20 protein-coding genes are annotated in these 24,382 nt (G+C 45.2%); 3 read left to right on the top strand and 17 right to left on the bottom strand.

Going from position 1 to position 24,382, the window contains the following annotated elements:
• Positions 1-35 precede the first annotated feature (35 nt).
• From tilS to rpsB, 17 genes are all read right to left on the bottom strand, one after another.
• The gene (tilS, locus tag L865_RS0105220) at positions 36-1,412 is read right to left on the bottom strand and encodes a tRNA lysidine(34) synthetase TilS (RefSeq protein WP_028772261.1); all 1,377 of its coding nucleotides are present in this window, start codon (positions 1,410-1,412) and stop codon (positions 36-38) included.
• A gap of 2 nt (positions 1,413-1,414) precedes the next feature.
• Positions 1,415-4,888: a DNA polymerase III subunit alpha gene (dnaE, locus tag L865_RS0105215; protein ID WP_028772260.1), complete on the bottom strand. Its 3,474-nt coding sequence runs from the start codon at positions 4,886-4,888 to the stop codon at positions 1,415-1,417.
• Positions 4,889-4,992: 104 nt separating this feature from the next.
• A complete protein-coding gene (gene rnhB / locus L865_RS0105210; RefSeq protein ID WP_028772259.1) occupies positions 4,993-5,613 on the bottom strand; it encodes a ribonuclease HII in 621 nt (206 codons plus the stop codon).
• Positions 5,613-6,761: a lipid-A-disaccharide synthase gene (lpxB, locus tag L865_RS0105205; protein ID WP_028772258.1), complete on the bottom strand. Its 1,149-nt coding sequence runs from the start codon at positions 6,759-6,761 to the stop codon at positions 5,613-5,615. The genes rnhB and lpxB overlap by 1 nt, the downstream gene beginning before the upstream one ends.
• 74 nt (positions 6,762-6,835) lie before the next feature.
• Positions 6,836-7,603: an acyl-ACP--UDP-N-acetylglucosamine O-acyltransferase gene (gene lpxA, locus L865_RS0105200; protein ID WP_028772257.1), complete on the bottom strand. Its 768-nt coding sequence runs from the start codon at positions 7,601-7,603 to the stop codon at positions 6,836-6,838.
• Positions 7,600-8,061, bottom strand: coding sequence for a 3-hydroxyacyl-ACP dehydratase FabZ (gene fabZ, locus L865_RS0105195; protein WP_028772256.1), 462 nt, complete (start codon positions 8,059-8,061; stop codon positions 7,600-7,602). The genes lpxA and fabZ overlap by 4 nt, the downstream gene beginning before the upstream one ends.
• A gap of 33 nt (positions 8,062-8,094) precedes the next feature.
• Positions 8,095-9,120, bottom strand: a complete 1,026-nt coding sequence (gene lpxD, locus L865_RS0105190; RefSeq protein ID WP_028772255.1) for a UDP-3-O-(3-hydroxymyristoyl)glucosamine N-acyltransferase — start codon at positions 9,118-9,120, stop codon at positions 8,095-8,097.
• Between the two features lie 6 nt (positions 9,121-9,126).
• Positions 9,127-9,621 carry an OmpH/Skp family outer membrane protein gene (locus L865_RS0105185; protein ID WP_037470575.1) on the bottom strand — a complete coding sequence of 165 codons (495 nt, stop codon included), beginning with the start codon at positions 9,619-9,621 and terminating at the stop codon, positions 9,127-9,129.
• A gap of 68 nt (positions 9,622-9,689) precedes the next feature.
• Positions 9,690-12,173, bottom strand: a complete 2,484-nt coding sequence (gene bamA, locus L865_RS0105180; RefSeq protein WP_028772253.1) for an outer membrane protein assembly factor BamA — start codon at positions 12,171-12,173, stop codon at positions 9,690-9,692.
• 31 nt (positions 12,174-12,204) lie between these two features.
• Positions 12,205-13,566, bottom strand: a complete 1,362-nt coding sequence (gene rseP / locus L865_RS0105175) for a sigma E protease regulator RseP (RefSeq protein ID WP_028772252.1) — start codon at positions 13,564-13,566, stop codon at positions 12,205-12,207.
• 17 nt (positions 13,567-13,583) lie between these two features.
• Entirely contained in the window at positions 13,584-14,774 is a 1,191-nt protein-coding gene (gene ispC / locus L865_RS0105170; protein ID WP_028772251.1) for a 1-deoxy-D-xylulose-5-phosphate reductoisomerase, read from the bottom strand.
• Between the two features lie 4 nt (positions 14,775-14,778).
• Complete coding sequence (locus tag L865_RS0105165) at positions 14,779-15,636, bottom strand: phosphatidate cytidylyltransferase (protein WP_028772250.1); 858 nt, start codon at positions 15,634-15,636, stop codon at positions 14,779-14,781.
• Positions 15,637-15,651: 15 nt separating this feature from the next.
• Positions 15,652-16,443: an undecaprenyl pyrophosphate synthase gene (locus L865_RS0105160; protein ID WP_028772249.1), complete on the bottom strand. Its 792-nt coding sequence runs from the start codon at positions 16,441-16,443 to the stop codon at positions 15,652-15,654.
• 82 nt (positions 16,444-16,525) lie between these two features.
• Entirely contained in the window at positions 16,526-17,083 is a 558-nt protein-coding gene (gene frr / locus L865_RS0105155; RefSeq protein ID WP_028772248.1) for a ribosome recycling factor, read from the bottom strand.
• A gap of 49 nt (positions 17,084-17,132) precedes the next feature.
• Positions 17,133-17,870, bottom strand: a complete 738-nt coding sequence (pyrH, locus tag L865_RS0105150; protein ID WP_028772247.1) for a UMP kinase — start codon at positions 17,868-17,870, stop codon at positions 17,133-17,135.
• A 135-nt stretch (positions 17,871-18,005) separates the two neighbouring features.
• The gene (gene tsf / locus L865_RS0105145; protein WP_028772246.1) at positions 18,006-18,854 is read right to left on the bottom strand and encodes a translation elongation factor Ts; all 849 of its coding nucleotides are present in this window, start codon (positions 18,852-18,854) and stop codon (positions 18,006-18,008) included.
• 121 nt (positions 18,855-18,975) lie between these two features.
• Positions 18,976-19,704: a 30S ribosomal protein S2 gene (gene rpsB, locus L865_RS0105140; protein ID WP_028772245.1), complete on the bottom strand. Its 729-nt coding sequence runs from the start codon at positions 19,702-19,704 to the stop codon at positions 18,976-18,978.
• A gap of 275 nt (positions 19,705-19,979) precedes the next feature.
• Between rpsB and map the strand changes: the two genes are divergently transcribed.
• The 3 genes from map to dapD are packed head-to-tail and all read left to right on the top strand — an operon-like array spanning position 19,980 to position 24,277.
• Positions 19,980-20,777 (top strand): type I methionyl aminopeptidase, encoded by a 798-nt coding sequence (gene map, locus L865_RS0105135; RefSeq protein ID WP_028772244.1) that lies wholly within the window; start codon positions 19,980-19,982, stop codon positions 20,775-20,777.
• A gap of 54 nt (positions 20,778-20,831) precedes the next feature.
• A complete protein-coding gene (glnD, locus tag L865_RS0105130) occupies positions 20,832-23,405 on the top strand; it encodes a bifunctional uridylyltransferase/uridylyl-removing protein GlnD (RefSeq protein WP_028772243.1) in 2,574 nt (857 codons plus the stop codon).
• Between the two features lie 47 nt (positions 23,406-23,452).
• Positions 23,453-24,277, top strand: a complete 825-nt coding sequence (dapD, locus tag L865_RS0105125) for a 2,3,4,5-tetrahydropyridine-2,6-dicarboxylate N-succinyltransferase (protein ID WP_028772242.1) — start codon at positions 23,453-23,455, stop codon at positions 24,275-24,277.
• The last annotated feature ends 105 nt before the right edge of the window (positions 24,278-24,382 follow it).

The following is a 24,382-nucleotide window of genomic DNA, read 5'->3' as shown; positions in this document are numbered from 1 at the left end:
TACCGTTTTACTCAGTAACAGCCAAGCGGTGATCTTTACTGGTGATATTGCAGCTGTATGCTCGGTTCGCCTTTACGGCTTAGATAGGCTTTTTCTATCCAATAGCCTACAGCACACACCAGCTTGTCATCGAAATACACTAACGGGACGCGACTGCGCTCCCAAGGCGGAACGGCAAACTCTTGCCAGACTTTTTTCAACTCTCTACTTTTCTGCCGTGTTGATGGATGCACTACCGTGCTGCCCGGCGCGCCGAATTGAATCGATACTTGCTGTGTCGAGTTTGGCAATTTAAGGCCAGATGTATTCTCAAGTCGATGAATACGAATACAGCTGCCGTCACTAACGGCAATTTGCTGCTGAGTCTTATGCTCATTGACATCGAATATGACTCCACTGTCTACCGACAACGGCTGCTGATAGTGTTTCGCCTCAAGCAAATATAATCGCTGTTGATAGCGTTTGGCCAATAAGCCGTTGAGGACAATATTGATTTGCGCGTCACTTTTGGCATGCAGTACTTGCAGCAACAGGTTTTGTAACTGGGCTTGCGAAGGTGGGTTAAAACCACACGCTTCAATAAACGCCCTTAAATAAACCGCTTGCCAATGTTCACTGTGCTTTGCAAGCAGGCTTAGATCCATACAAGGTTTGCCTAGCGCAGCGTTATGCTCAATCAATGCCGGTAAGCGCTCACTAACGACTTCATCAAGCAACGTCTGCTGCTGGGCACATAAAGCGGCGCTGCGGCTGCTGGTTACGCTAATGGCGCTCCAGCGCTCCTTTAAGCGCGGTATTATCTCATGTCGAAGAAAATTGCGGTCATACTGAGTGTCATGATTGCTATCATCTTCGATATGACCAATTTGATGTTGTTTCGCTGCGGCTTCTATTTGTTCACGGCTCACTGACAGCAACGGCCGTACCAACCAGGCTTGCTGAGCGAATGTTTGTACTTGTCCCATTGCCGCGAGCCCTTTGGGCCCTAAACCACGCTTGAGCGCCAGTAGCACAGTTTCCAGTTGATCATCTTGATGATGTGCTGTTAATAACACATCACCTGGGTTCACTAACTCAGTAAAGACACCGTAGCGAGCATCACGAGCGGCAGCTTCAGTGCTAATTCTCGCGCCAAGCGTCAAGGTGACTCGCTGACACTTAAAGGGCAACTGGTACTGCAATGCCTGCTGATGACAATGCGCCACCCAACTATCGGCAGCGGGGTTGAGCCCATGATGAACATGAACCAGTAAATATTGAAACTGCGGCTGAGCTTGAGCATACTGCGCTAAACCGTGGCACAACACCGCTGAATCAACGCCGCCACTGTAGGCAAGTACTAACTTAGCACCGTCTTTAAGTGCTAGCGGAGCAATACTTTGCTCAATAAGGTCTGCTACAGCTAAGGTCATAGTTAAAACAAGATCCGTACTTTACCAGAGCCTGTTAGTGATTCTAGGGCCAACATCAGCTCATCTGTTGGATTCACCCGCCACTCATCCCCTAGCTTAAATTGCGCTTTGGCCTGCGGCTGGGCGTAGTTGATTTTCATTGGCACAGCGCCTGATTTCCACGGCTCGACCGCCGAGCGGAATTGCTCCAGCCATTGTACCGATAGGCTACTGGCTTCAAGATCAACTTCTACCGCACTGGCAAAGTGACTACGAGCCTCGCCCATATCGATGATGTTTCGCGCCGTCATGCGGTTGCCACCAGAAAAATCATCGAAGCTAACCTCACCTTCAATAATTAAAATGCGATCCTTTTCTAGCAGGTGATTGAACTTTTCGAAGGCCTCAGTGAATAGCATCACCTCAAGCCGGGCACTTTTATCGTCTAAAGTCACCAAGCCCATTTTGGAACCGCGCTTAGTCATCATGACTCGCGTAGCGACCACTAAGCCAGCCGCTTTCATGGTTTTACCGCGCTCTGTCGGGTGGACATCTTTTAGTCGCCCAGAGGTGTAATGCTTAAGCTCTTTAAGGTATTGATTAATGGGGTGACCGGTTAAGTATAAACCTAAGGTATCTCGCTCCCCTTCTAGCCACACTTTATCAGGCCAAGGCGTACACTCAACAAACTGCTGCTTGTTATCTTCAGGCTCAGTATTGAGTAGGCCAAACAGATCCTCTTGACCGATTTCTTGTGCTTTGGCGTGCTGCGCTGCCGCTCGAATCGCCTCTGGCAAGGTTGCCATCATTGCAGCGCGGTGCGGGCCTAGATTGTCTAATGCGCCGGCGCAAATAAGCTTCTCAATCACGCGCTTGTTGAGTTTTTTTAAATCGACTCGGGCACAAAAATCAAACAGATCTTTAAACGGGCCATTTTCCCTTGCTTGGAGAATTGAATCTACTGGGCCGTCACCAACCCCTTTAATAGCACCAATGCCATAAACAATGTTTTGCTCATCATCTACGGTAAATTTAAATAAGCCTTTATTAACATCGGGCGGGATCAGCGGCAACCCCATACGTTCACACTCATCAACTAAGATCACAATCTTATCGGTGTTATCCATATCGGCAGACATAACCGCAGCCATGAACTCGGCGGGGTAATGGGTTTTTAGCCATAATGTTTGATAGGACACCAAAGCATAGGCCGCAGAGTGAGATTTGTTGAAACCATAACCGGCAAACTTCTCTACCAAGTCAAAGATTTTCATCGACAAGTCGCCGTCAACGCCATTATTGACAGCACCTTCTTTAAAGGTGCCGCGCTGCTTAGCCATCTCTTCGGGTTTTTTCTTACCCATAGCACGGCGCAACATATCGGCTCCACCAAGCGTATAGCCCGCCAGTACCTGCGCGATCTGCATTACCTGCTCTTGATACAAAATAATGCCGTAGGTTGGCGATAACAACTCTTTCAGTGAGTCGTGCTGATATTGGGCGTCTGGATAAGAGACTTCCTCACGCCCGTGTTTACGCTCAATAAAGTTATCTACCATGCCTGATTGCAGCGGACCGGGTCGGAACAGTGCCACCAATGCAATCATGTCTTCAAAACAGTCTGGTTGCAGACGTTTAATCAAATCTTTCATACCGCGAGATTCCAGCTGGAACACGGCAGTGGTTTCATAACGCTGCAGCAACTTGAATGACTTAGGATCATCGAGGGGAATGGCCTCGATTCTTACTGGCTCGATACCCTGCTTTTGTAAGCGCGGGTTAATCATTTGCAGCGCCCAGTCGATAATGGTTAGGGTTCTTAGCCCTAAAAAGTCAAACTTAACTAACCCTGCGGTTTCAACATCGTTCTTGTCAAACTGAGTTACCGGGTTCTGGCCTTCAGAGTCACAATACAAAGGTGCAAAGTCGGTGATCACCGTGGGTGCAATAACCACACCACCGGCATGTTTACCCGCATTACGTGTCACCCCTTCTAGAATGCGACACATATCAATCAGGTCTTTGACCTCTTCATCAGCATTGTAGGACTCTGGCAAGCCAGGTTCGACTTCAAAAGCCTTGGCCAATGTCATACCCGGCTCTGCAGGGATCATTTTTGAAATACGGTCAACAAAACCGTAGGGGTGACCGAGCACACGCCCAACATCTCGTACCACCGCCTTGGCGGCCATGGTACCGAAAGTAATAATTTGCGATACCGCATCACGACCATAAAGGTCGGCAACATGGTCGATCACTTCATCACGACGGTCCATGCAAAAGTCGACGTCGAAATCAGGCATCGATACACGTTCAGGGTTTAGAAAGCGCTCGAATAGCAGGTCAAATTCCAGTGGGTCAAGATCGGTAATTTTCAGTGCATAGGCCACAAGCGAGCCCGCACCCGAACCACGACCTGGACCAATGGGGATATCATTGTCCTTACCCCACTGGATAAACTCCATTACAATCAAGAAGTAACCAGGGAAACCCATGTTATTAATAACTTTAAGCTCGATATCTAATCGTTCATCATACTCGGGACGTTTTTCAGCGCGTTCTTGCTCATCGGGAAACAGAAACTCAAGCCTTTCCTGCAGGCCTTTTTCAGAAACTGCAACAAGGTAGTCTTCAATACTCAGATCCCCGGTAGGGAAGTTGGGCAGGAAGTACTCATTCAAACGCACAGTGACATTACAACGTTTAGCGATTTCGACACTGTTAGCCAGGGCTTCGGGAATATCTTCAAACAGTTCACACATCTCTTGTTCACTGCGAAAATACTGTTGTTCGCTGTATTTCTTGGGGCGACGAGGATCAGCAAGGGTAAAACCATCATGAATAGCAACCCTGATTTCATGGGCCTCAAACTGATCAGGCTGCATAAACACGACCTGATTGGTCGCCACCACCGGCACACCCGTCTGCGCAGACAGTTCGACTGCCATATGCAAATAGCGCTCTTCGTCTGCACGTCCGGTACGAATTAACTCTAGATAGAATCGGTCAGCAAAGTGCTGTTGATAAAAACCAATAAGTTCATTAACTTGATTTTGATTGCCTTTAAGTAATGCCTTACCTACATCGCCTTCGCGACCACCGGACAGCAGCAGTAGGCCTTCACTATACTTAGCTAGCCATGCTTGGTCGATCACCGCGCGGTCGTTAACATGACCACGTAAAAATGCATCGCTGATCAATAGCGTAAGATTCTTATAGCCTTCGTTATTAATAGCAATGACAGTGACTGAGCAAAACTCTTTTTCAAAACCTGGGACCAACATCGAAAAGTCAGCGCCAATAATGGGTTTTATTCCCGCTCCGTGACACCCGCCGTAAAATTTAACTAGGCCGCATAAGTTAGTTTGATCAGTCAACGCTAACGCCGGCATTTCAAGCTCAGTTGCCTTAGCCAAAATAGGTTTCACTTTGGCTAGGCCGTCACACATAGAGAAGTCACTGTGAACACGTAGGTGCACAAAACGGGGTTCAGACATACTTTATACTTTTATCATTAGGCAACTAATCGCTGCCTTTGAGGTTAACAGACTGAGGACAAACTCACTAGAAGTTGAGTATTTTATTCAACTAAACTTTTATTCTACGAGTCGCTTTCGAGTGCAGTTTGTACAGGTTTAAAACTGCGCCGATGCTCCGCTAATACGCCGTGGGCGGCTAATGCTTCAAAATGGGCTTTAGTCGGATAACCTTTGTGTTTAGCGAAACCATATTGCGGATATCGCTCATCTAACTCGGCCATCTCCCTGTCGCGAACCACCTTGGCAACAATTGACGCCGCGCTGATACCATCAATCAAACCATCGCCCTTAATAATTGCATGGGCTTCATTATCTAGCTCTGGCGTGCGGTTGCCGTCAATTAATATTCTGTCAGGGCGCGCTTTTAAGCCCGCAACTGCCCGTTGCATGGCCAGCATAGTCGCATGTAATATGTTGATTTGATCGATTTCTTGCGGACTGGCACGGCCGACACTCACATCGAGTGCTTTTTCTAAAATCTGCTCATACAAAGCATCACGCTTTTTCTCTGACAGCTTCTTCGAATCATTTAGGCCTAAAATGGGATTATTAGGGTCGAGAACGACTGCGGCCGTGACGACATCGCCAACAAGCGGACCACGACCCACTTCATCAACACCCGCATAATATCCGCAGGTCAGTTCACTTATCTGCTCAGCTGTGATCGCTTTATAAATGGCCATTAATCTGCCTCCACAAGTTGACTGACAGCTTGCGCCGCGACTTGGCTGGCGTTACAGCGCAGCGACTCATGCATCTGCAAAAATGTCTGCATTAATGGGCGGCTATCTTGATCAAGCTGCAGCGCGACTGCTTGAGCAATTTTCTGTGCTGTACAATCATCTTGAATCAGTTCCGGAATTATTTTTTCGCCAGCGAGTAAATTGGGCAAAGAATAACTATCGATTTGCATCATGCCTTTGGCAATCTTATAAGTTAGGGCATTAACTTTATAAGCCACCACCATGGGCCGTTTCACTAGCATCGCTTCTAATGTCGCCGTACCCGATGCCAGCAAAATGGTATCTGCAGCCGCCATCACTTGTCTGGATTTGCCTTCAACTAAGGTAATTTCTAGATCGGGCGCATATTGTTTGAGTGCCGTTTCAAACTGTTCTCGACGCTTAGCGTTCACTAAAGGAGTAACAAATTTAAGATCAGGGTATTGCTGCTTAAGCAATTGCGCCGCTTCTACAAACGGCTGCGCCAACTGCTTTAACTCGCCACCACGAGATCCGGGTAATATCGCAAGGTATTCCGCTTCAGGGACTAAACCTAATTCCATTCGCGCTTGCAGTTTATCTGATTGTAGCGGGATATCATCAGCCAAAGTATGGCCGACAAAAGTACAAGGCACTTGGTGCTTATCATAAAACGCTTTTTCAAATGGTAGCAACGACAATACCATATTGGTTGCTTTTGCTATTTTAAAAATCCGCTTAGGTCGCCATGCCCATACCGAGGGACTCACATAATGCACCGTTTTAATGCCATGCTGCTTTAGCTTTAACTCAAGCCCTATATTGAAATCAGGCGCATCAATGCCAATAAAACAGTCTGGTTCGAGCTTGGTGATCGTATCGACTAAGGTCTTTCTAACATGCAGCAAGCGTGGTAAACGCGACAATACCTCAACAATCCCCATGACTGCTAGCTCTTCAAATGAAAATATCGATTCAAAGCCCAGCGCATCCATCTGTGGTCCGCCAATGCCAACAAAGCGTGCATTGGGATATTGCTGTTTTAGTGCCTTAATTAAACCAGCACCTAAAATGTCACCGGAAAGCTCTCCAGCGACCATGGCAAAAACTTTTTGATCTACTTCGCTCATAAAACTGCACTGTTATAAAATCAATATAAAAAAAAAGCCCGTTAAACAACGAGCTCTTTAGTTAGGTAAGCTGCTTAACGAATAATACCGCGGCTTGACTGCTTAACAAATTCAGTTAGCAGTTTAACCTGATCGTCTTGCAGATCTTCAGACAAGGCGACTACGGCTTCTTCTACGGTCAACCCTTTACGGTAAAGTGTCTTATACGCACGTCTCACTGCAAGCTGCGTTTCTTTAGAGAAACCACGACGCTTCAGGCCTTCGCTATTAAGCCCCCGAGGTATCGCCGGTTGTCCTGAAGCCATAACAAATGGTGGCACATCTTGAAGGATCAACGAATAACCAGCGGTAAATGCATGGGCGCCAATTTTGACAAACTGATGAACGCCAGTCATGCCGCCTAAAATCGCCCAATCTCCCACATGCACGTGGCCAGCAATAGAGGCATTATTGGCCATGATGACATTATCCCCCACGACACAATCATGAGCGATATGCACATAGGCCATAAACAGGTTGTTTGAGCCAATTTTGGTGATCCCCTCATCTTGAGTGGTACCACGGTGTATCGTGACCGACTCCCGAATCACGTTATTGTCACCGATCTCTAGTCGTGTTGGCTCACCGGCGTACTTTTTATCTTGGCAATCTTCACCCACCGAAGCGAATTGAAAAATACGGTTGCCCTTACCAATGACACTAGGGCCTTTAATGACAACATGCGAGCTAATATGACAATCATCACCAATCTCAACATCTGCACCCACATAGGTCCAAGGTCCGATAGTGACATTGTTGCCAATTTTGGCATCGGGATGAATATAAGCTAACTTATCTATCACTTGCTGATCTCTCTGCGTGCACACATAATTTCAGCTGAACAAACTAGTTCACCATCCACTTTAGCTTCACCAGTAAACACCCCTATCCCGCGGCGCTCTTTTATCATTTTAACTTCAAAGTGAATTTGATCACCTGGCTCTACAACACGCTTAAAACGCGCTTTATCGATACCAGCGAAGTAGTATAGCGCGTCATTTGACGGCGCATCACTCATGGTTTTAAATGCAAGCAAGCCAGTTGCTTGTGCCATGGCTTCTAAGATCAACACACCAGGCATAACCGGCTGTACCGGAAAATGTCCTTGGAAAAATGGCTCGTTGATGGTGACATTCTTGATCGCATGCAATGTTTCACCCGGTGTGAAATCCAATACTCTATCAATCAACAGGAATGGATATCTATGTGGCAGAAATTTCAAGATCTCTTTGATATCCATGGTATTTAATTCGTTTGACACTAAATTACTTCCTTAGCCGCCATCAATTGGCAGTTAATCATCTGACTTTACGTTTTGTTCTAGCTTTTTGACTCGTTGGAATAAGCTATCTAACTGCCTAAACCTAACCGTATTACGCCGCCACAGTTTGTTCTCTGTCGCGATCGTTGCTGACGAGTATAGTCCAGGCTTTCTTATTTCGCTGGTGACATTAGTGCCACCAGACACATGCGTACCATCAACAATAGATAAGTGACCTGCAATGGCGGTATTACCACCAATAATACAATACTTACCTAGCGTTAAACTGCCTGCTAAAGTGGTGCTGCCCGCAATTGCAGTGTGCGCCCCAACTACCACATTGTGTGCAATTTGCACTTGGTTATCGATTATCACGCCATCATGAATTTCGGTATGATCTAACGCGCCACGGTCGATACTGGTGCTGGCACCAATTTCAACATCGTCACCGATCCGCACGCCGCCAGTTTGTGGAATTTTAATCCACTGACCGCGATCATTGGCGTAGCCGAAACCGTCTGAGCCAATCACTGCTGCTGCATGAATAATACAGCGTTGACCAATATGTACATTGTGGTAAACACTGACATTAGCCCAAAGCTTACTATCACTGCTTATTACACTATCTTGGCCAACAACACACCCAGCACCAATCTGAACCCGCTCACCTAAAATAACGTTGGCGCCAATCACGGCATTTGCACCGATGGCTACCCCTTCACCGAGCATAGCACTGGGATCGATCACCGCACTAGGATGAATCGCATCTGCAGCTTTTGGAGTGCTATCAAGCAATTGAGCTACTCGAGCAAAGCCCACATAGGGGTCTTTAAGCACAATCGCATTACCAGCAAAGCCCACCAGCGCGCTTTCGGTTAACAAGACAGCACCAGCTTGAGTCGATTCAAGTTGACTGCGATATTTAGGGTTGGCAAGAAACGCAAGCTGATCAGCCTGCGCTTTTTCAAGTGTTGCTACGCTTGAGATAGTGATTGAACCATCGCCAACCACTTCTCCGTCTAACTTTGACGCTATCTCACTTAAAGTAAAGTGACTCATCAACAATTAGCCTTTGCTTAATGCATCAACAACTTTGCTGCTGATATCTGATGTTGGTTTAACATAGATAACAGCACCACGCTGAAGTACCACATCATATTGCTCTTTTTCAGCAATTTCATTGATGGCTTTTTGTACTTCAACTAACAATTTATTTTGCTCTTCACCATTACGACGACGCATATCTTCATCAAGTGCTTTACCTTTTAGTTGCAGCTCAGCTTTGATTGAATCCATGTTACGTACAAGTTCAGTTTTTTGAGTATCACTCATTAGCGCTGCATCACGTTGTTGCTTCTCTAGCATGTCACGCAACTCATCTTGCATCTTCTGTACTGCAGCAACTCGATCACCAAATTCAGCTTTTAGTGTTTGGTTCACTGCTTCGCGCTGTGGTAATTGCTCAAAAACTGCCTGCATATCTACAACAGCAATTTTTTCTGCTTGAGCGGCAAGTGGGGCACCTAAAAGAACCAATACCATCATTGCGCGATTAAACATCTTTTTCAAAATAGACTCCTTTTTACTCTGCAACAACTGCAGATTAAACTGTATTAATTAATAAAATTCTAGAAAGTTTGACCAATATTAAATGAGAAAATTTCAGTATCATCATCCTCATATTCCTTAATTGGCCAGGCTAAGCTAAATACCATTGGGCCCATTGGCGATAACCATTGAACACTCATACCTGCTGATGCACGAATACGACCAGGGTCTGAATAATCTTCTAGCTTAGCAAACTGCTCAGCAGGAAGGAATCGATACGAATCATAATCAAACTCAGTATCCCACACGTTACCCGCATCTACGAAGAAGCTTGTACGTACAGAGTTAGTGTAAGCTTCATCCAAGAATGGCGTCGGTACAATCATCTCGATTGTCGCGGTTGCAATTGCATTACCACCAATTGAACGCCCTTCGCTCACGTCAATTCGATTCGGATCACCTGGCAACGTACATCCATCGCCTGATGGATCTGGCGAGCATGGCTCACCGCCTCGGTAAAGATAGAACGAACGAGGGCCTACCGAATTCGACTTAAAGCCACGTAGCGAGCTACTACCACCGGAATAATAGTTCTCCCAGAACGGTAGAATCTGATCATTGTCATTAAACTGGCCATAACCGTTACCGTAACCTAAACGTGCTTTGGTCAATAGTACGAAACTATGGCTGCGGTTAAGTGGGAAATAGAAATCAGTATTAAAATCGGTCTTAAAGTACTGTAAATCTGATCCAGGAATCGTCATCTTCGCATTAAAGCGCTGTGATGAACCTGATGATGGGAATGTCCCGCGGTTTAACGTACGGCGAGACCAACCAATATTGGCTTCAAAGTTATCAAAAGCTAAATCTGCATTAGGATCGTTAGGATCACGGTAAATATTATAGAAACGCAGCGCTTGCTCATAAGCAGAAATTTCAGAAATACTGTTATGACGATAACCAATACCACCGTTAATACGGTTATATTCGTTAATTGGGAAGCCTGAGTTTACTGCAATACCGTAAGAGCTATTCTTATAACGCTCAAGGTTAGCTTCTTGTGCATCAAACTCGTTCCAGAATATGCTACCACCTAAACTGATACCATCTTTAGTAAAGTAAGGGTCAGTGAAGGATAAATTCACATTCTTCGAGTATTTATTGGTATTAAGGTTAATACCCGCTTGGTTACCCGTGCCTAAGAAGTTACTTTGCTGCACACCAAACTGTAAGCTCAACCCAGATTCTGTACCATAACCCACACCGGCATTAAATGACCCTGATGGTTGCTCCTTAACATTAAAGGCAACATCAACTAAATCATCTGTACCAGGCACTTGCACTGTTTCTGTATCGACGGTCTCAAAAAAGCCCAAGCGGTTCAAATTACCCTTAGAAAGTTCAACTTGCGAAGAGTTTAACCAAGCCCCTTCCATTTGACGTAACTCACGACGCATCACTTCATCTTTGGTTACTTGGTTACCAGCGAAGTTAATACTGCGAACATAGACACGTTTACCAGGTTGTACATTGATATTGAGGTTAACCTGTTTATTCTCGTCATCAATTTCAGGGAAGGTCTTCACCTCGGGGTAAGCATAACCAAAACGGCCTAAATACTTGCTGTACATCTCTTCTGCAAAGGTCACATCTGCGCCGTTATACGTTTCACCACTCTTAATTGGCAAAATCGCTTCCAGCACTTTTTCGCGCCCCATTAACTCACCGGTCAAATTGACCTCGTTGACCGTATATACTTCGCCTTCGTCAACGTTAATGGTGATATACAGGCCTTTGCGATCCGGTGTCATCGCAACTTGAGTTGACGTCACATCAAAACGGATGTAGCCACGGTTATGATAGAAAGTTTTAATGGTTTCTAAATCGGCTTGCAACTTCTGTTTTTGGTAGCGACGCTCACCAAACAGATCCCACCATGCTACATAATCTTTAAGCTCAAGCATGCCGATAAGTTCAGCATCGGTAAATACAGTGTTACCAACGACATTGATTTGCTCAATCTCTGCCGCTAAGCCTTCAGTAAAGTTAAACTTAAGCTCGACGCGGTTACGCGGTAAGTTAATCACCTGTGCTTCTACTTTGGCGCCATACTTACCGACACCGTAATAGAAATCTTGCAGCCCTTTTTCGATGCCACTAAGCATGGTTCTATCTAAAGATTCACCCACTTTTACGCCAGAGCTGTCTAAGCTCTCTTGTAGCTGCTCATCTTTGATATCTTTATTGCCTTCGAAGGTGACCGTACTGATAGTTGGCCGCTCCTTAACGCGGACAACAAGCACATCGCCATCTCGATCAACCTCAATGTGTTCAAAGTTGGTCGATGCATACAAGCTTTTTATCGCTTGTTGAAGACGTTGCTGATCTACCGTATCACCCACTTTAATTGGCATGTTCAACAGTGCAGCACCTAATGCAACACGTTGTAAGCCTTGAATTTGGATATCGGCTACTTCAAATGGCTGGAATGTATCGGCCCAACCGTTCCCTGATAAAGACGCACCGACTAATAACATCGAGGCAAAAAGTTTATTCAATCTCATAGAGCACTTCTAATTATTTGTGTGTCCTTGCTCAGAGTCGGGAAAAATCATTGAAAAGGGCTATACTCATCAACATTAGCAGCAAGGCTGCCCCAAATCTGAATCCAATTTCCTGTACCTTTTCTGGTACAGGCCTACCCGTAATTACTTCTATGAAGTAATAAACAAGATGCCCACCATCAAGCACTGGCAAAGGCAGTAAATTAATAATGCCTAAGTTTACGCTGATTAATGCTAGGAATCCTAAAAAATAAACCAATCCGTATGTTGCACTGCTTCCCGCACCTTGTGCAATAGAAATCGGACCGCTCAAATTCTTTACCGAAACATCGCCAGTAAAGAGCTTGGCAATCATCTTAATGCTCACAGAGATAAGTTGCCATGTTTTATCTGCCGCAACCGCAAAAGAATCAATTACCCCATATTCAAGTTGCAGTTTCATATTCTCTGGCCAACTTGCCTGAGTCGGTGCAACACCAATCACACCTTCACTCACTCCCGCATCGTTTTGACGCGACTTAGGTGTAACCTCAAGTATCAACTGTTCTCCATCGCGTTGGACGGTAATCGCGACCATTTTATCTGGCGAGGCTTTGATGAGCTCTACAAATGGCTCCCAGCCTTGATAACGCTGCTGATTGACGGCAATCAGTTTATCGCCAACTTTCATTCCTGCCGCTGCTGCAGCACCGTCATCGCTGACCATGCCAATCACAGGGGTAATTTCAGGCCTAAACACCTCTAAACCAAGCGAAGTGATAGGTGATTGCTTGTCGGGATCAAATTGCCACTGACTAATGTCAAGCTGATAGCTTTGTGCCTTGCCATAGCCTTGGTTTAGCGGTGTTAACGTCATATCCAGTTTATCATCACCAATATGACTCACTAGCGCATAGGTAACCTCTTCCCAAGTGCGCACCGACTTGCCACCAATAGCTGTGACCTGCATCGGTTCATTTACTTGGATAACCGCAGCAGGCGTAGCAGTTTGCGTCGATTCAATAACGGGTTTGACCGCAGGAACGCCAATCAGGTACATGATATACAGTGCAAATATGGCAAAAATAAAATTAGCCATAGGACCAGCACCTACGATAGCGATACGTTGCCAGACATTTTTGCGATTAAATGCTTGATCTTTTTGTGATTCAGGCACCTCATCAACACGCTCATCGAGCATTTTGACATAGCCGCCTAACGGAATCAGTGCCACCACATACTCGGTGCCATCTTGGCCAACTTTACGCCAAATCGCTTTACCAAAACCGATAGAAAAACGCTCAACTTTCACACCGCAACGACGTGCCACCCAAAAGTGACCGTATTCATGGGCGGTAATTAGCATGCCAAGGGCAACAATAAAAGACCCTAAGTTCCAGAGAAAATCAAACATCCTTTTCCTTTACATGACTAGGTTAAGTCACTGACTAATTCTGCAGCGACTATTCGTGCTTGAGCATCAAGCTGCATAATATCTTCAATACTATTTAAATTACGCTGAGCAACACGATTTAAGCTTAACTCATTCACTTTAGCGATATCGGTGAATTTAATGCCACCTTCTAAGAAAGCCGCCACTGAGATTTCATTTGCAGCATTCAATACTGTTGTGGCTTCCTGCCCTTGCTCACAGGCATCAATCGCCAACTTTAAACAAGGGAAGCGAGCAAAATCTGGTTCTATAAAGCTTAACTGTCCGACTTTGAAAAAGTCTAAAGGTTCAACGCCAGAGTAAATTCTCTGTGGATAGGACATACAATGAGCAATCGGTGTACGCATATCTGGATTGCCCATTTGCGCAACAACTGAGCCGTCAATATATTGCACCATTGAGTGAATCACACTTTGCGGATGAATTACCACTTGTATCTGCTCACGGCTGGCATTAAATAACCAACGGGCCTCAATATACTCTAAGCCTTTGTTCATCATTGATGCTGAGTCTACCGAGATTTTACGTCCCATTGACCAGTTTGGATGCTTACAAGCTTGATCAGGGGTTTTGGTCGCTAAATTTTCGATGGGCACTTGTAAGAAAGGTCCACCTGAACCAGTTAGCAAAATATGAGAAATGCCGGCATCACTAAGATTGCAACGACCCACCTGAGTTTGCACTGTCTCCGGTAAGCATTGAAATATGGCATTGTGCTCACTGTCTACAGGTAGCAGCTGCGCGCCAGAACGCTCAACTTCATCGATAAACAGGCGACCCGACATAACTAAGGCTTCTTTGTTAGCCAGTAACACTCGTTTGCCCGCTTTCACTGCGGCTAAGGTTGATGGTAAACCTGCTGCTCCGACGATAGCTGCCATTACTGTGTCTACTTCGGGCAGTGCAACGATACTGGCAAGCTCATCAGCCCCACAAGAAACCGAGATAGCCATATGAGCAGGCAAACGCCGCTGTAGCTCAGCTGCCGCTTTCGGGTCGACCATATGCGCAATACTGGGGTTAAATTGCAAACACAACTCCAGCATCTTATCTACATTGCTATGCGCAACCAATGCATATGCTTTATAGGCAGCAGGGTTAGCGGCAACCACGCTAAGAGTGCTGGTTCCAATAGAACCGGTCGCACCCAGAACAACCAAATTTTGCATTAGATTACATCCAGAAGGCGATATATAACAGTGTAAACACTGGCAACGCCGCAGTTAAGCTATCAATCCGATCTAACACGCCACCATGACCCGGTAAAATGGTACCTGAATCTTTAATCTGAGCTGCGCGTTTAAACATGCTTTCTGACAGATCTCCCAGTGCCGAGACCAATGCAACGAACAAAATCACTGACACTACTAACCCAAGCTCTTGCTCCGGCGAAACTGTCATTACCGCATAAGCAACCAGCATGGTTGCAACTAGGCCGCCGAGCAAACCTTCAATGGTTTTGGCTGGGCTCACATTGGGCATTAGCTTACGTTTACCGAATTGCTTACCCGCGAAGTACGCACCGGTGTCGGCCGCCCACACAACCATCATCACAAAGAAAATCAGTGTGCCGCCATAAAACGGCATCGCAGCAGAACTCAATGATTTAAGCGCGATAAGAGATGCGAAACAAGGAACCAAAGTTAACTGGCCAAACATCGATTTAAAAGTGGGGCTATTACGCCAAAATGCTGCGCTTTTAGGGTAGCTAATCACAAAAACTAACGATATCGCCCACCACATTGCCCCTATCAGTATGATAGCCAGCATCACCGGGTGCAAGGTCCCTTTAAACCAAACCTCATGGGATGGCACAAATAAATTAAGCGCAACTAAAAGAAAACCAATGGTAATGGTGAAGCTCCACTGGGTAATATTACAATTTTTATCAATAATGCGTCCCCACTCCTTAGCTGCGATAAGGAAAACGGCGACAAGTCCCCACGAAAAATACTGACTTGGCACATAAAAGACTGCGCCTATCACTAAAGGGATTAACCAACTTGCTGTTATTATTCGTTGTTTTAGCAAAACCTTCCCTCTTTATTACTCGGCTTGTAACGTTTCTATTTGCGTACCCGTTAACCCAAAGCGGCGTTGACGACTGGCAAAAGTATCAATCGCCTGTTTGAATGCATGTTCATCAAAATCAGGCCATAAAATATCGGTAAATACCAACTCTGCATAGGCTGCTTGCCAAAGCACAAAATTACTAATGCGGTAATCACCGCCAGTGCGGATCATTAAATCAACTTCAGGTTGATTTTGCATGCACAAATGCTCACTTAACCCCTCTTCGGTCATTTGACTGCTGCTGATTTCACCAGTTTCTACTTTTTTAGCTAATGCTTGAGCAGCCTGTAAGATATCCCAACGGCCGCCATAGTTAGCGGCAACATTAAGAATGAGACCGTCGTTATCAGCAGTCTTGGCCATGGCGGCTGCAATTTGTTTCTGAAGTCTTTCGGAGAAACGGCTTATATCACCGATAATATTTAGGCGAACACCATTTTTATGCAGTAATTTGATTTCCCGTTGCAGAACCGTAAAAAACAGCTCCATCAACAAGGTGACTTCTTTATCGGGACGACGCCAATTCTCGCTCGAAAATGCAAACAATGTCAGCGATCCAATACCTAACTCACGTGCAGTGCTAACAGCTCGTCGCACCGTTTTAACACCGGCTTTGTGGCCGACCACACGTGGCTTGCTTTGAGCTTGTGCCCAACGACCATTGCCATCCATAATGATAGCAACATGCTTTGGTATTGACTGTTTAACCAGTTCCGCTAGATCCGCAGCAACTTTATCAGTATCTGACTGGGATTCGATTGACATCTAGTACAACCCTTAAAAATAGACAAACGCCGTGTAGTATACCCCTACACGGCGTGTTAACTCTAGTCTTGAGACAGGGAGTTTAGACTTCCATCAATTCTGCTTCTTTTGCAACCAAAATTTCTTCGATTTGCTTAATATGCGCATCAGTGAATTTTTGGATTTCGTCTTCAGTGCGACGCACATCATCTTCAGTACACTCTTTCTCTTTCTCTAGTGCTTTCACATCAGAGTTAGCGTCACGACGAACATTACGAATAGCAATACGGCCGTTTTCAGCCTCAGCACGTACCACTTTGATTAAATCTTTACGACGCTCTTCTGTCAATGCAGGTAGCGGGATACGAATAGTCGTACCAGCTGACATTGGGTTAAGACCCAAATCAGAACTCATGATCGCTTTTTCAACAACAGGGATCATAGTGGTATCAAATACAGTTACCGCTAAAGTACGAGAATCTTCAATAGATACGTTGCCCACTTGCTTAAGTGGTGTCAATGAGCCGTAATAAGACACTTTAATTGAATCAAGTAAACTTGGGTGAGCACGACCAGTACGTACTTTAGCCATTTGAGTTTTTGTTGCTTCAACGCACTTAGCCATACGTTCTTGAGCATCTTTTTTGATTTCGTTAATCACGTTAAATATCCTTTTGATCACTCAGTTTTTAATTGATTTATGTTCTGGATTATTCAGCACTTTGTTTTTTAATGAAAGTGCCTTCGTCTTCACCCATGATAACACGACGAAGCGCACCAGGCTTATTCATGTTAAATACCAAAATAGGCATATCGTGATCTCTCGCCAACGTAAACGCCGCCAGATCCATCACTTTTAATTCTTTGTCTAGGACTTCATCATAACCCATACGGTCATATTTAACGGCTTCAGGGTTTTTAACTGGGTCATCTGAATAAACACCGTCGACCTTAGTGCCTTTTAATACTACTTCGGCTTCAATTTCAATACCACGCAAACAGGCTGCTGAATCAGTGGTACAAAATGGGTTACCTGTGCCCGCAGCAAATATCACTACGCGGCCAGATTTTAATAAACTGATAGCTTCAGCCCAGTTATAATCGTCACATACACCTTTAAGCGGAATTGCCGACATCAAGCGTGCATTAACATAGGCACGGTGCAATGCATCGCGCATTGCCAAACCATTCATCACTGTTGCTAGCATACCCATATGGTCACCAACAACACGATTCATCCCCGCAGTCGCCAACCCTTCACCACGGAATAAGTTACCGCCACCAATCACAACACCAACCTGAATGCCTAACTCAACCAGCTCTTTTACCTCTTGAGCCATACGGTCAAGGACTTTAGGGTCAATACCAAAACCTTCTTCACCCATCAGTGCTTCACCACTGAGTTTTAATAGAATACGTCGAAATGCAGGTTTAGGATTTGTGCTCATAGTTTTTATTCCTGATTAGAGTCGATGAGTATCATACCAATTTTGGCTGACAAAATGCATGCTACAAATAAAAAATTGATATAACAAAACCGCAGCGATTGCTGCGGTTTTGGGGGTATCTTACAGCTTAACGAATTAAGCCTTAGAAGCGGCGATTTGTGCTTCTACTTCAGCAGCAAAATCTTCTTCTTTCTTCTCGATACCTTCACCAACTTCTAGACGAATGAAGTTAGATACTGTTGCGCCTTTCTCTTTAAGAATTTCGCCAACAGTTTTCTTAGGTTCCATGATGAAAGCTTGACCAGTAAGAGAGATCTCACCAGTAAACTTCTTCATACGGCCAGTAACCATTTTCTCAGCGATTTCTTGAGGCTTACCTTCGTTCATCGCGATCTCAACCTGAAGAGTTCTTTCACGCTCAACAACGTCAGCTGGAACATCTTCTGGGTTCACGAATTCTGGCTTAGAAGCAGCAACGTGCATAGCAACGTGCTTTAGTGTCTCTTCGTCAGCTTCACCGGTAACAACTACACCGATACGCTCACCGTGACGGTAAGAAGCAGCGTTAGCACCGTCGATGTACTCAACGCGACGAACGTTGATGTTTTCACCGATTTTAGCAACTAGTGCAACACGAGTTTCTTCAAACTGTGCTTTTAAGTCTTCAATCGTTACTTTAGCTGCAGTAGCAACTTCAAGAACTTGGTTAGCAAATGCTAGGAAGTTAGCATCTTTTGCTACGAAGTCAGTTTGACAGTTAACTTCTAGAAGTGCAGTGAAGCCTTCGCCACTCTTGATAAGGATAGTACCTTCAGCAGCGATGTTACCTGCTTTTTTAGCAGCCTTCGCAGCACCACTTTTACGCATGTTGTCAATTGCAAGCTCAATGTCACCATTGGTTTCAGTTAGAGCTTTTTTACAGTCCATCATGCCAGCGCCAGTGCGGTCACGAAGTTCTTTAACTTGGGCAGCAGTAATTGCCATTGTTAAATCCTCTACAGATAATTCTACAAATTCATTTGATAAAAAACAGGGGCCTTGTGGCCCCTGTTCACCAATCATTTCTTTTTGGTTAATAAGGGGGGATGAAAATCATCGCGCCTTATTATTCAGCTTCTACGAAACCGTCTTGCTCAGCTTGTACTGCTAGATCTTGACCTAGACCAGCTTTTGCCGCAGCAGCAACTGATTCAGTGTACAAACGGATAGAACGCATCGCATCATCATTACCTGGAATGATGTAGTTAATACCGTCTGGTGAAGAGTTAGTATCAACAACAGCTACAACTGGAATACCTAGGTTGTTAGCTTCTTTAATAGCGATATGCTCGTGGTCAGCACCGATAACGAAGATAACGTCAGGAAGACCGCCCATGTTCTTGATTCCGCCTAGAGACTTCTCTAGCTTATCAAGTTCACGAGTACGCATTAGCGCTTCTTTCTTAGTTAGCTTGTCGAAAGTACCGTCTACAGACTGGCTTTCTAGATCTTTTAGACGCTTGATTGATTGACGAACTGTTTTCCAGTTAGTCAACATACCGCCTAACCAGCGGTGATCAACGTAGTACTGATCACAAGAAACAGCAGCTTCTTTGATCGCTTCGCTTGCAGCACGCTTAGTACCTACAAAAAGAACTTTACCTTTTTTAGATGCAACGTTGCTGATGAACGCTAGTGCTTCATTGAACATAGGCACAGTGTGCTCTAGGTTAATGATGTGTACACCGTTACGAGCGCCGAAGATGAATGGCTTCATCTTTGGGTTCCAGTAACGAGTTTGGTGACCGAAGTGAACACCGGCTTGAAGCATGTCGCGCATTGAAACTGTAGTCATTTTATTACCTTATTTAGGGGTTAGACCTCCACGTATCCCATATCTCCGACCAATTAATTGGCACCCCGAAGAACGTGTCGATACGTGTGTGATTTAGTATTTTAAAATAGCCATGTATAATGGCCGCCATATCAACTCTTACGTATACCAATAAAATTGATCAAGTAAGAGTCAAACACAACGGCGCGCTTTATACCATATTGGTAGCCAGAACACAACTTTTTGGCGTAAAATCACCATCTGAAAAATCGCGTAGACAGACAAGAGAACACTGAATGAGTATTGTGATTAAAACCGCTGAAGAGATCGAAAAAATGCGCGCAGCAGGCAAGCTAGCGGCTGATGTATTAGAGATGATTGCCGAGCATGTGAAGCCCGGTGTCACTACCAATAGCCTCAATGACATTTGTGCTAAATATACCCAAGAACATGGTGCAATTTCGGCCCCGCTAGATTATCACGGTTTTCCTAAATCTATCTGTACCTCGGTCAATGATGTTATTTGTCACGGTATTCCCAATGACACCCCACTCAAAGATGGCGACATTATCAATATTGATATTACTGTGATTAAAGATGGTTACCATGGCGATACTTCAAAAATGTTCTTTGTTGGTGATGTATCTCCTAAGAACAAACGTCTTTGTCGTATCACTCAAGAGAGCTTATACGAAGCCATCAAGAAAGTTCGCCCAGGAATGAAACTGGGTGAAATTGGCACCATCATTGAAAAATACATCAAGAGTAAGAAAACTGGTCTTGAGAAATACACCATCGTAAAAGATTATTGCGGTCACGGTATTGGCTCAACGTTCCATGAAGAACCACAGGTCATGCATTACAAAAATGGTGACAAAACCGTATTACGTCCAGGCATGTGCTTCACCATTGAGCCTATGATTAATGCCGGTCGCCATACTTGTATACTGGATAAAGATGATGGCTGGACGGTTACCACCTCAGATGGTAAGAATTCAGCACAATGGGAACACACGTTGTTGGTGACTGACACTGGGGTTGAAATTCTCACCTTACGTAGCGAAGAAGATATCGCTCGCAGCATTAATCATTAACTCTCCTCACAAAGGCAACCTCATGGTTGCCTTTGTTGTGCTACAGGACGTCAAATGGAAAACGCCTTATCTGCCAAGCTGTCATTAACCGAACTTAATCAGCAGTTGCTCGAACAATTTAGTAATAAAGACTCGATCACCGAACTCGTTAGCCAACGGTGCCGGTTTGTCGATGAGGTCCTCATTAATCAATGGAAAGACGAAGGGTTAACTGAACTGCCTATTTCATTGATTGCCGTGGGGGGATATGGCCGCGGTGAGCTACATCCACAATCTGATATTGATCTATTGTTTTTGATTGCCCCCGACCTAAGCAAAGCCGATGAAGAGCGCCTCGGCGCATTTATCGCCTTCTTGTGGGATGCAGGCTTAGAGGTCGGCCATAGCGTACGTACTGTCGATGAAACCATCGAGCAGGGCAAAAACGATGTCACTGTTGCCACTAACCTCTTAGAGTCTCGCCAGCTTATCGGCGAGCAATCTTTATTTGATGAGTTATATGACCGCATAAGACAAGCTGACTTTTGGCCAGCCAGTGCTTTCTACATTGCCAAACGCGACGAGCAAGTTGCCCGCCATGAGAAAGCGAATGCCTTTGATCTTGAGCCCAATGTCAAATCCTGCCCCGGTGGATTACGAGATATTCATACCATTGCTTGGGTTGCAATGCGCTATTTTGACGCTGCTTGTGCAGAAGAGTTGGTCGCGCACGGTTTTCTTGAACCCGATGAGCTGCAAGAGCTACTCGAATGCCAAGCCTTTTTATGGCAATTGCGCTTTGCCTTACATTTGATTTCTGGCCGCGATGAAAACCGATTACTGTTTGACATGCAACGCCAAGTGGCAGAATTGCTAGGCTATGCCGACGGGACCGTGTTAGCAGTAGAGAAAATGATGAAACGCTATTACCGCACAGTTAGGCGCGTAATGGAACTGAATCAAATGCTGCTGCAACTGTTTAAACGCGCCACGTTAGGCCATACAAAGGCGCTGGAAATCAAGCCGATTAATGACAACTACCAGCGCCGTGGTATGTACATTGAGAGCTTAAATCCCGAACTGTTTGAGCAACCGACCGAAATTCTCAACCTGTTTTTACAGATTGCTAAAAACTCAAATATCAAAGGTATTTATGCCCCAACATTGCGTAGTTTGCGCCGTCAACGCCGCGCATTAAGGACGCCGCTGATGGAGCTCGCACCCTGTCGGCAACTGTTTTTAGAAATTCTGCGTCATCCACGGGGCATAGCCGCGCTTTCGCTAATGCATCAACATGGCATTTTGTCGGCCTATCTGCCGGCTTGGCGACAAATTGAAGGCCAGATGCAGTTTGATCTGTTCCATGCCTATACCGTCGATGAACATACCCATAGGTTAGTGCAAAATATTGACCGCTTCTCGCAGCCTGAACAAAAAGAGGAGTTTCCGCTGGGATCAGTGTTAATCAATCAACTGCCGAAGAAAGGTCTGTTGGTTCTCGCAGCCATATTCCATGATATAGGTAAAGGTCGCGGCGGCGATCACAGCCAGCTTGGCGCCGTGGATGCGTTGGAGTTTTGCGAAAAGCATGGCATGAATAAACACGACGGTCGTTTGGTGAGCTGGTTAGTGAAAAATCATCTGGTAATGTCAGTAACTGCGCAGCGCCGTGACATATCTGATCCCGATGTTGTCGCTGAGTTTGCCGAGAAAGTACGCGATGCCGTGCACCTAAGTTACCTTTACTGTCTAACGGTGGCCGATATATGCGCCACCAATGAAAAAACCTGGAACAACTGGAAAGGCTCACTATTACGAGATCTCTACTTTTCAACCCAGCGGGTATTGGCTCGCGGCAAAGAAAAGCCTGTTGATATCCGCGCTCGCGTACGTGAACATCAAGCAAAAGCTAAGAAAGATCTCCTTAGACGCGGAGTGAAAGAGAAAGAGCTCGATAAATTATGGCAACGTTTCAAAGCTGACTATTTTTTGCGCCACCAGCCTAATCAATTAGCTTGGCACGCTGAAGCCATATTGAAGCACAAAAGCAAAGAAGTGCTGACTCTAATATCAAAACACACGACCCGTGGCGGCACTGAGCTATTTGTATATAGTCCAGATAAGCCTAAGTTATTCGCCACGGTTATGGCGGTATTGGACAATAAAAATATCAATGTACATGATGCAACCATTATGAGCTCGAAGGACAATTATGCCATCGACTCATTTGTGATTTTAGAACAAGATGGTAGCCCTGTCGCCCAGCCATCAAGGATTCAGGGCATTAAAAAAGCCATCAATAAGGCGCTTTTAGGTGACACTGCCAAGCTACCTAAGTTCAGAAAACTGCCGCGTCGCATGAAGCCTTTTAACGTTCGCACTCAGATCACATTTATTCCATCGCCTAAACCTGGCACCAGTATGATGGAATTAATCGCCTTGGATACCCCTGGCCTACTAGCAAAAGTCGGCGATATTTTATATCGTTGTCGGGTCAAATTGTTGGCAGCGAAGATCACGACCATTGGGGAACGCGCCGAAGACTTCTTTATCCTGCAAACGGCCGAGGGTCAGCAGCTAGATGAGCAGACACAACAGCAATTGACTGAGGCGCTTGTCGAAGCGCTACAAAAGCCAGCAGCACAATAGAAAATATTCATTTTATCGATTTTATATAGCAAATTTGGGAGACATTAATGGAGGCTTTACGCCAACGTATAGAAGCAGCTTTTGAAGCTCGCGCTGAAATTACACCGAACTCAGTAGATCCAAGTGTTCGTGCTGATGTTGAAAAAGCTATCGCGATGCTAGACAAAGGCGAAGCGCGTGTTGCTGAAAAAATTGATGGCCAGTGGCATGTACACCAATGGCTAAAAAAGGCTGTGCTACTTTCTTTCCGCATTTTCGATAACGGTGTTATTGATGGTGCCGAAACCAAGTACTTTGATAAAGTCCCAATGAAATTTGCCGACTATGACGAAGCTCGCTTCAAAGAAGAAGCGATTCGCGTCGTACCACCAGCGGCAGTGAGAAAAGGCTCATACATCGGCAAAAATACCGTACTGATGCCATCGTACGTTAACTTAGGTGCCTACGTTGATGAAGGCTCTATGGTTGATACATGGGCAACGGTTGGTTCATGTGCGCAAATTGGTAAAAACGTTCACCTATCTGGTGGTGTCGGCATTGGTGGTGTTTTAGAACCACTACAAGCTGGCCCAACTATCATTGAAGATAACTGCTTCATTGGCGCGCGCTCTGAAATTGTAGAGGGTGTAATTGTTGAAGAAGGCAGTGTTATCTCAATGGGCGTTTACATTGGTCAAAGCACCCGTATTTTTGACCGTGAAACCGGCGAAGTACATTACGGCCGTGTTCCAGCAGGCTCAGTAGTAGTATCTGGTAACCTACCATCAAAGTGTGGCACTTACAGCCTTTATGCGGCAATCATCGTTAAGAAAGTCGATGAAAAAACCCGCGGTAAAGTGGGCATAAACGAGTTACTACGTATCGTAGACTAATTCGCAACAGTAAGTGTCTAGTCCTAAAATAGGTTGACGGTTTTTATTAAGCCAGTTGGTATTCCCAACTGGCTTTTTCATGCACCTCATTTGGGGTTTTCATTC

It is taken from the genome of Shewanella waksmanii ATCC BAA-643 (assembly GCF_000518805.1).
Classification (GTDB): Bacteria; Pseudomonadota; Gammaproteobacteria; order Enterobacterales; family Shewanellaceae; genus Shewanella; species Shewanella waksmanii.
This window is presented reverse-complemented; position numbering and strand designations above follow the sequence as displayed.

Bases quoted from the DNA above. Each gene is read 5' to 3' on its own strand.
- ispC (WP_028772251.1), bottom strand. From the start codon at position 14,774: ATGCAAAATTTGGTTGTTCTGGGTGCGACCGGTTCTATTGGAACCAGC.
- map (WP_028772244.1), top strand. From the start codon at position 19,980: ATGAGTATTGTGATTAAAACCGCTGAAGAGATCGAAAAAATGCGCGCA.
- bamA (WP_028772253.1), bottom strand. From the start codon at position 12,173: ATGAGATTGAATAAACTTTTTGCCTCGATGTTATTAGTCGGTGCGTCT.
- rnhB (WP_028772259.1), bottom strand. From the start codon at position 5,613: ATGGCCATTTATAAAGCGATCACAGCTGAGCAGATAAGTGAACTGACC.
- glnD (WP_028772243.1), top strand. From the start codon at position 20,832: ATGGAAAACGCCTTATCTGCCAAGCTGTCATTAACCGAACTTAATCAG.
- L865_RS0105185 (WP_037470575.1), bottom strand. From the start codon at position 9,621: ATGTTTAATCGCGCAATGATGGTATTGGTTCTTTTAGGTGCCCCACTT.
- L865_RS0105160 (WP_028772249.1), bottom strand. From the start codon at position 16,443: ATGTCAATCGAATCCCAGTCAGATACTGATAAAGTTGCTGCGGATCTA.
- lpxD (WP_028772255.1), bottom strand. From the start codon at position 9,120: ATGAGTCACTTTACTTTAAGTGAGATAGCGTCAAAGTTAGACGGAGAA.
- lpxB (WP_028772258.1), bottom strand. From the start codon at position 6,761: ATGAGCGAAGTAGATCAAAAAGTTTTTGCCATGGTCGCTGGAGAGCTT.
- tilS (WP_028772261.1), bottom strand. From the start codon at position 1,412: ATGACCTTAGCTGTAGCAGACCTTATTGAGCAAAGTATTGCTCCGCTA.
- pyrH (WP_028772247.1), bottom strand. From the start codon at position 17,870: ATGAGCACAAATCCTAAACCTGCATTTCGACGTATTCTATTAAAACTC.
- tsf (WP_028772246.1), bottom strand. From the start codon at position 18,854: ATGGCAATTACTGCTGCCCAAGTTAAAGAACTTCGTGACCGCACTGGC.
- rseP (WP_028772252.1), bottom strand. From the start codon at position 13,566: ATGTTTGATTTTCTCTGGAACTTAGGGTCTTTTATTGTTGCCCTTGGC.
- dnaE (WP_028772260.1), bottom strand. From the start codon at position 4,888: ATGTCTGAACCCCGTTTTGTGCACCTACGTGTTCACAGTGACTTCTCT.
- dapD (WP_028772242.1), top strand. From the start codon at position 23,453: ATGGAGGCTTTACGCCAACGTATAGAAGCAGCTTTTGAAGCTCGCGCT.
- rpsB (WP_028772245.1), bottom strand. From the start codon at position 19,704: ATGACTACAGTTTCAATGCGCGACATGCTTCAAGCCGGTGTTCACTTC.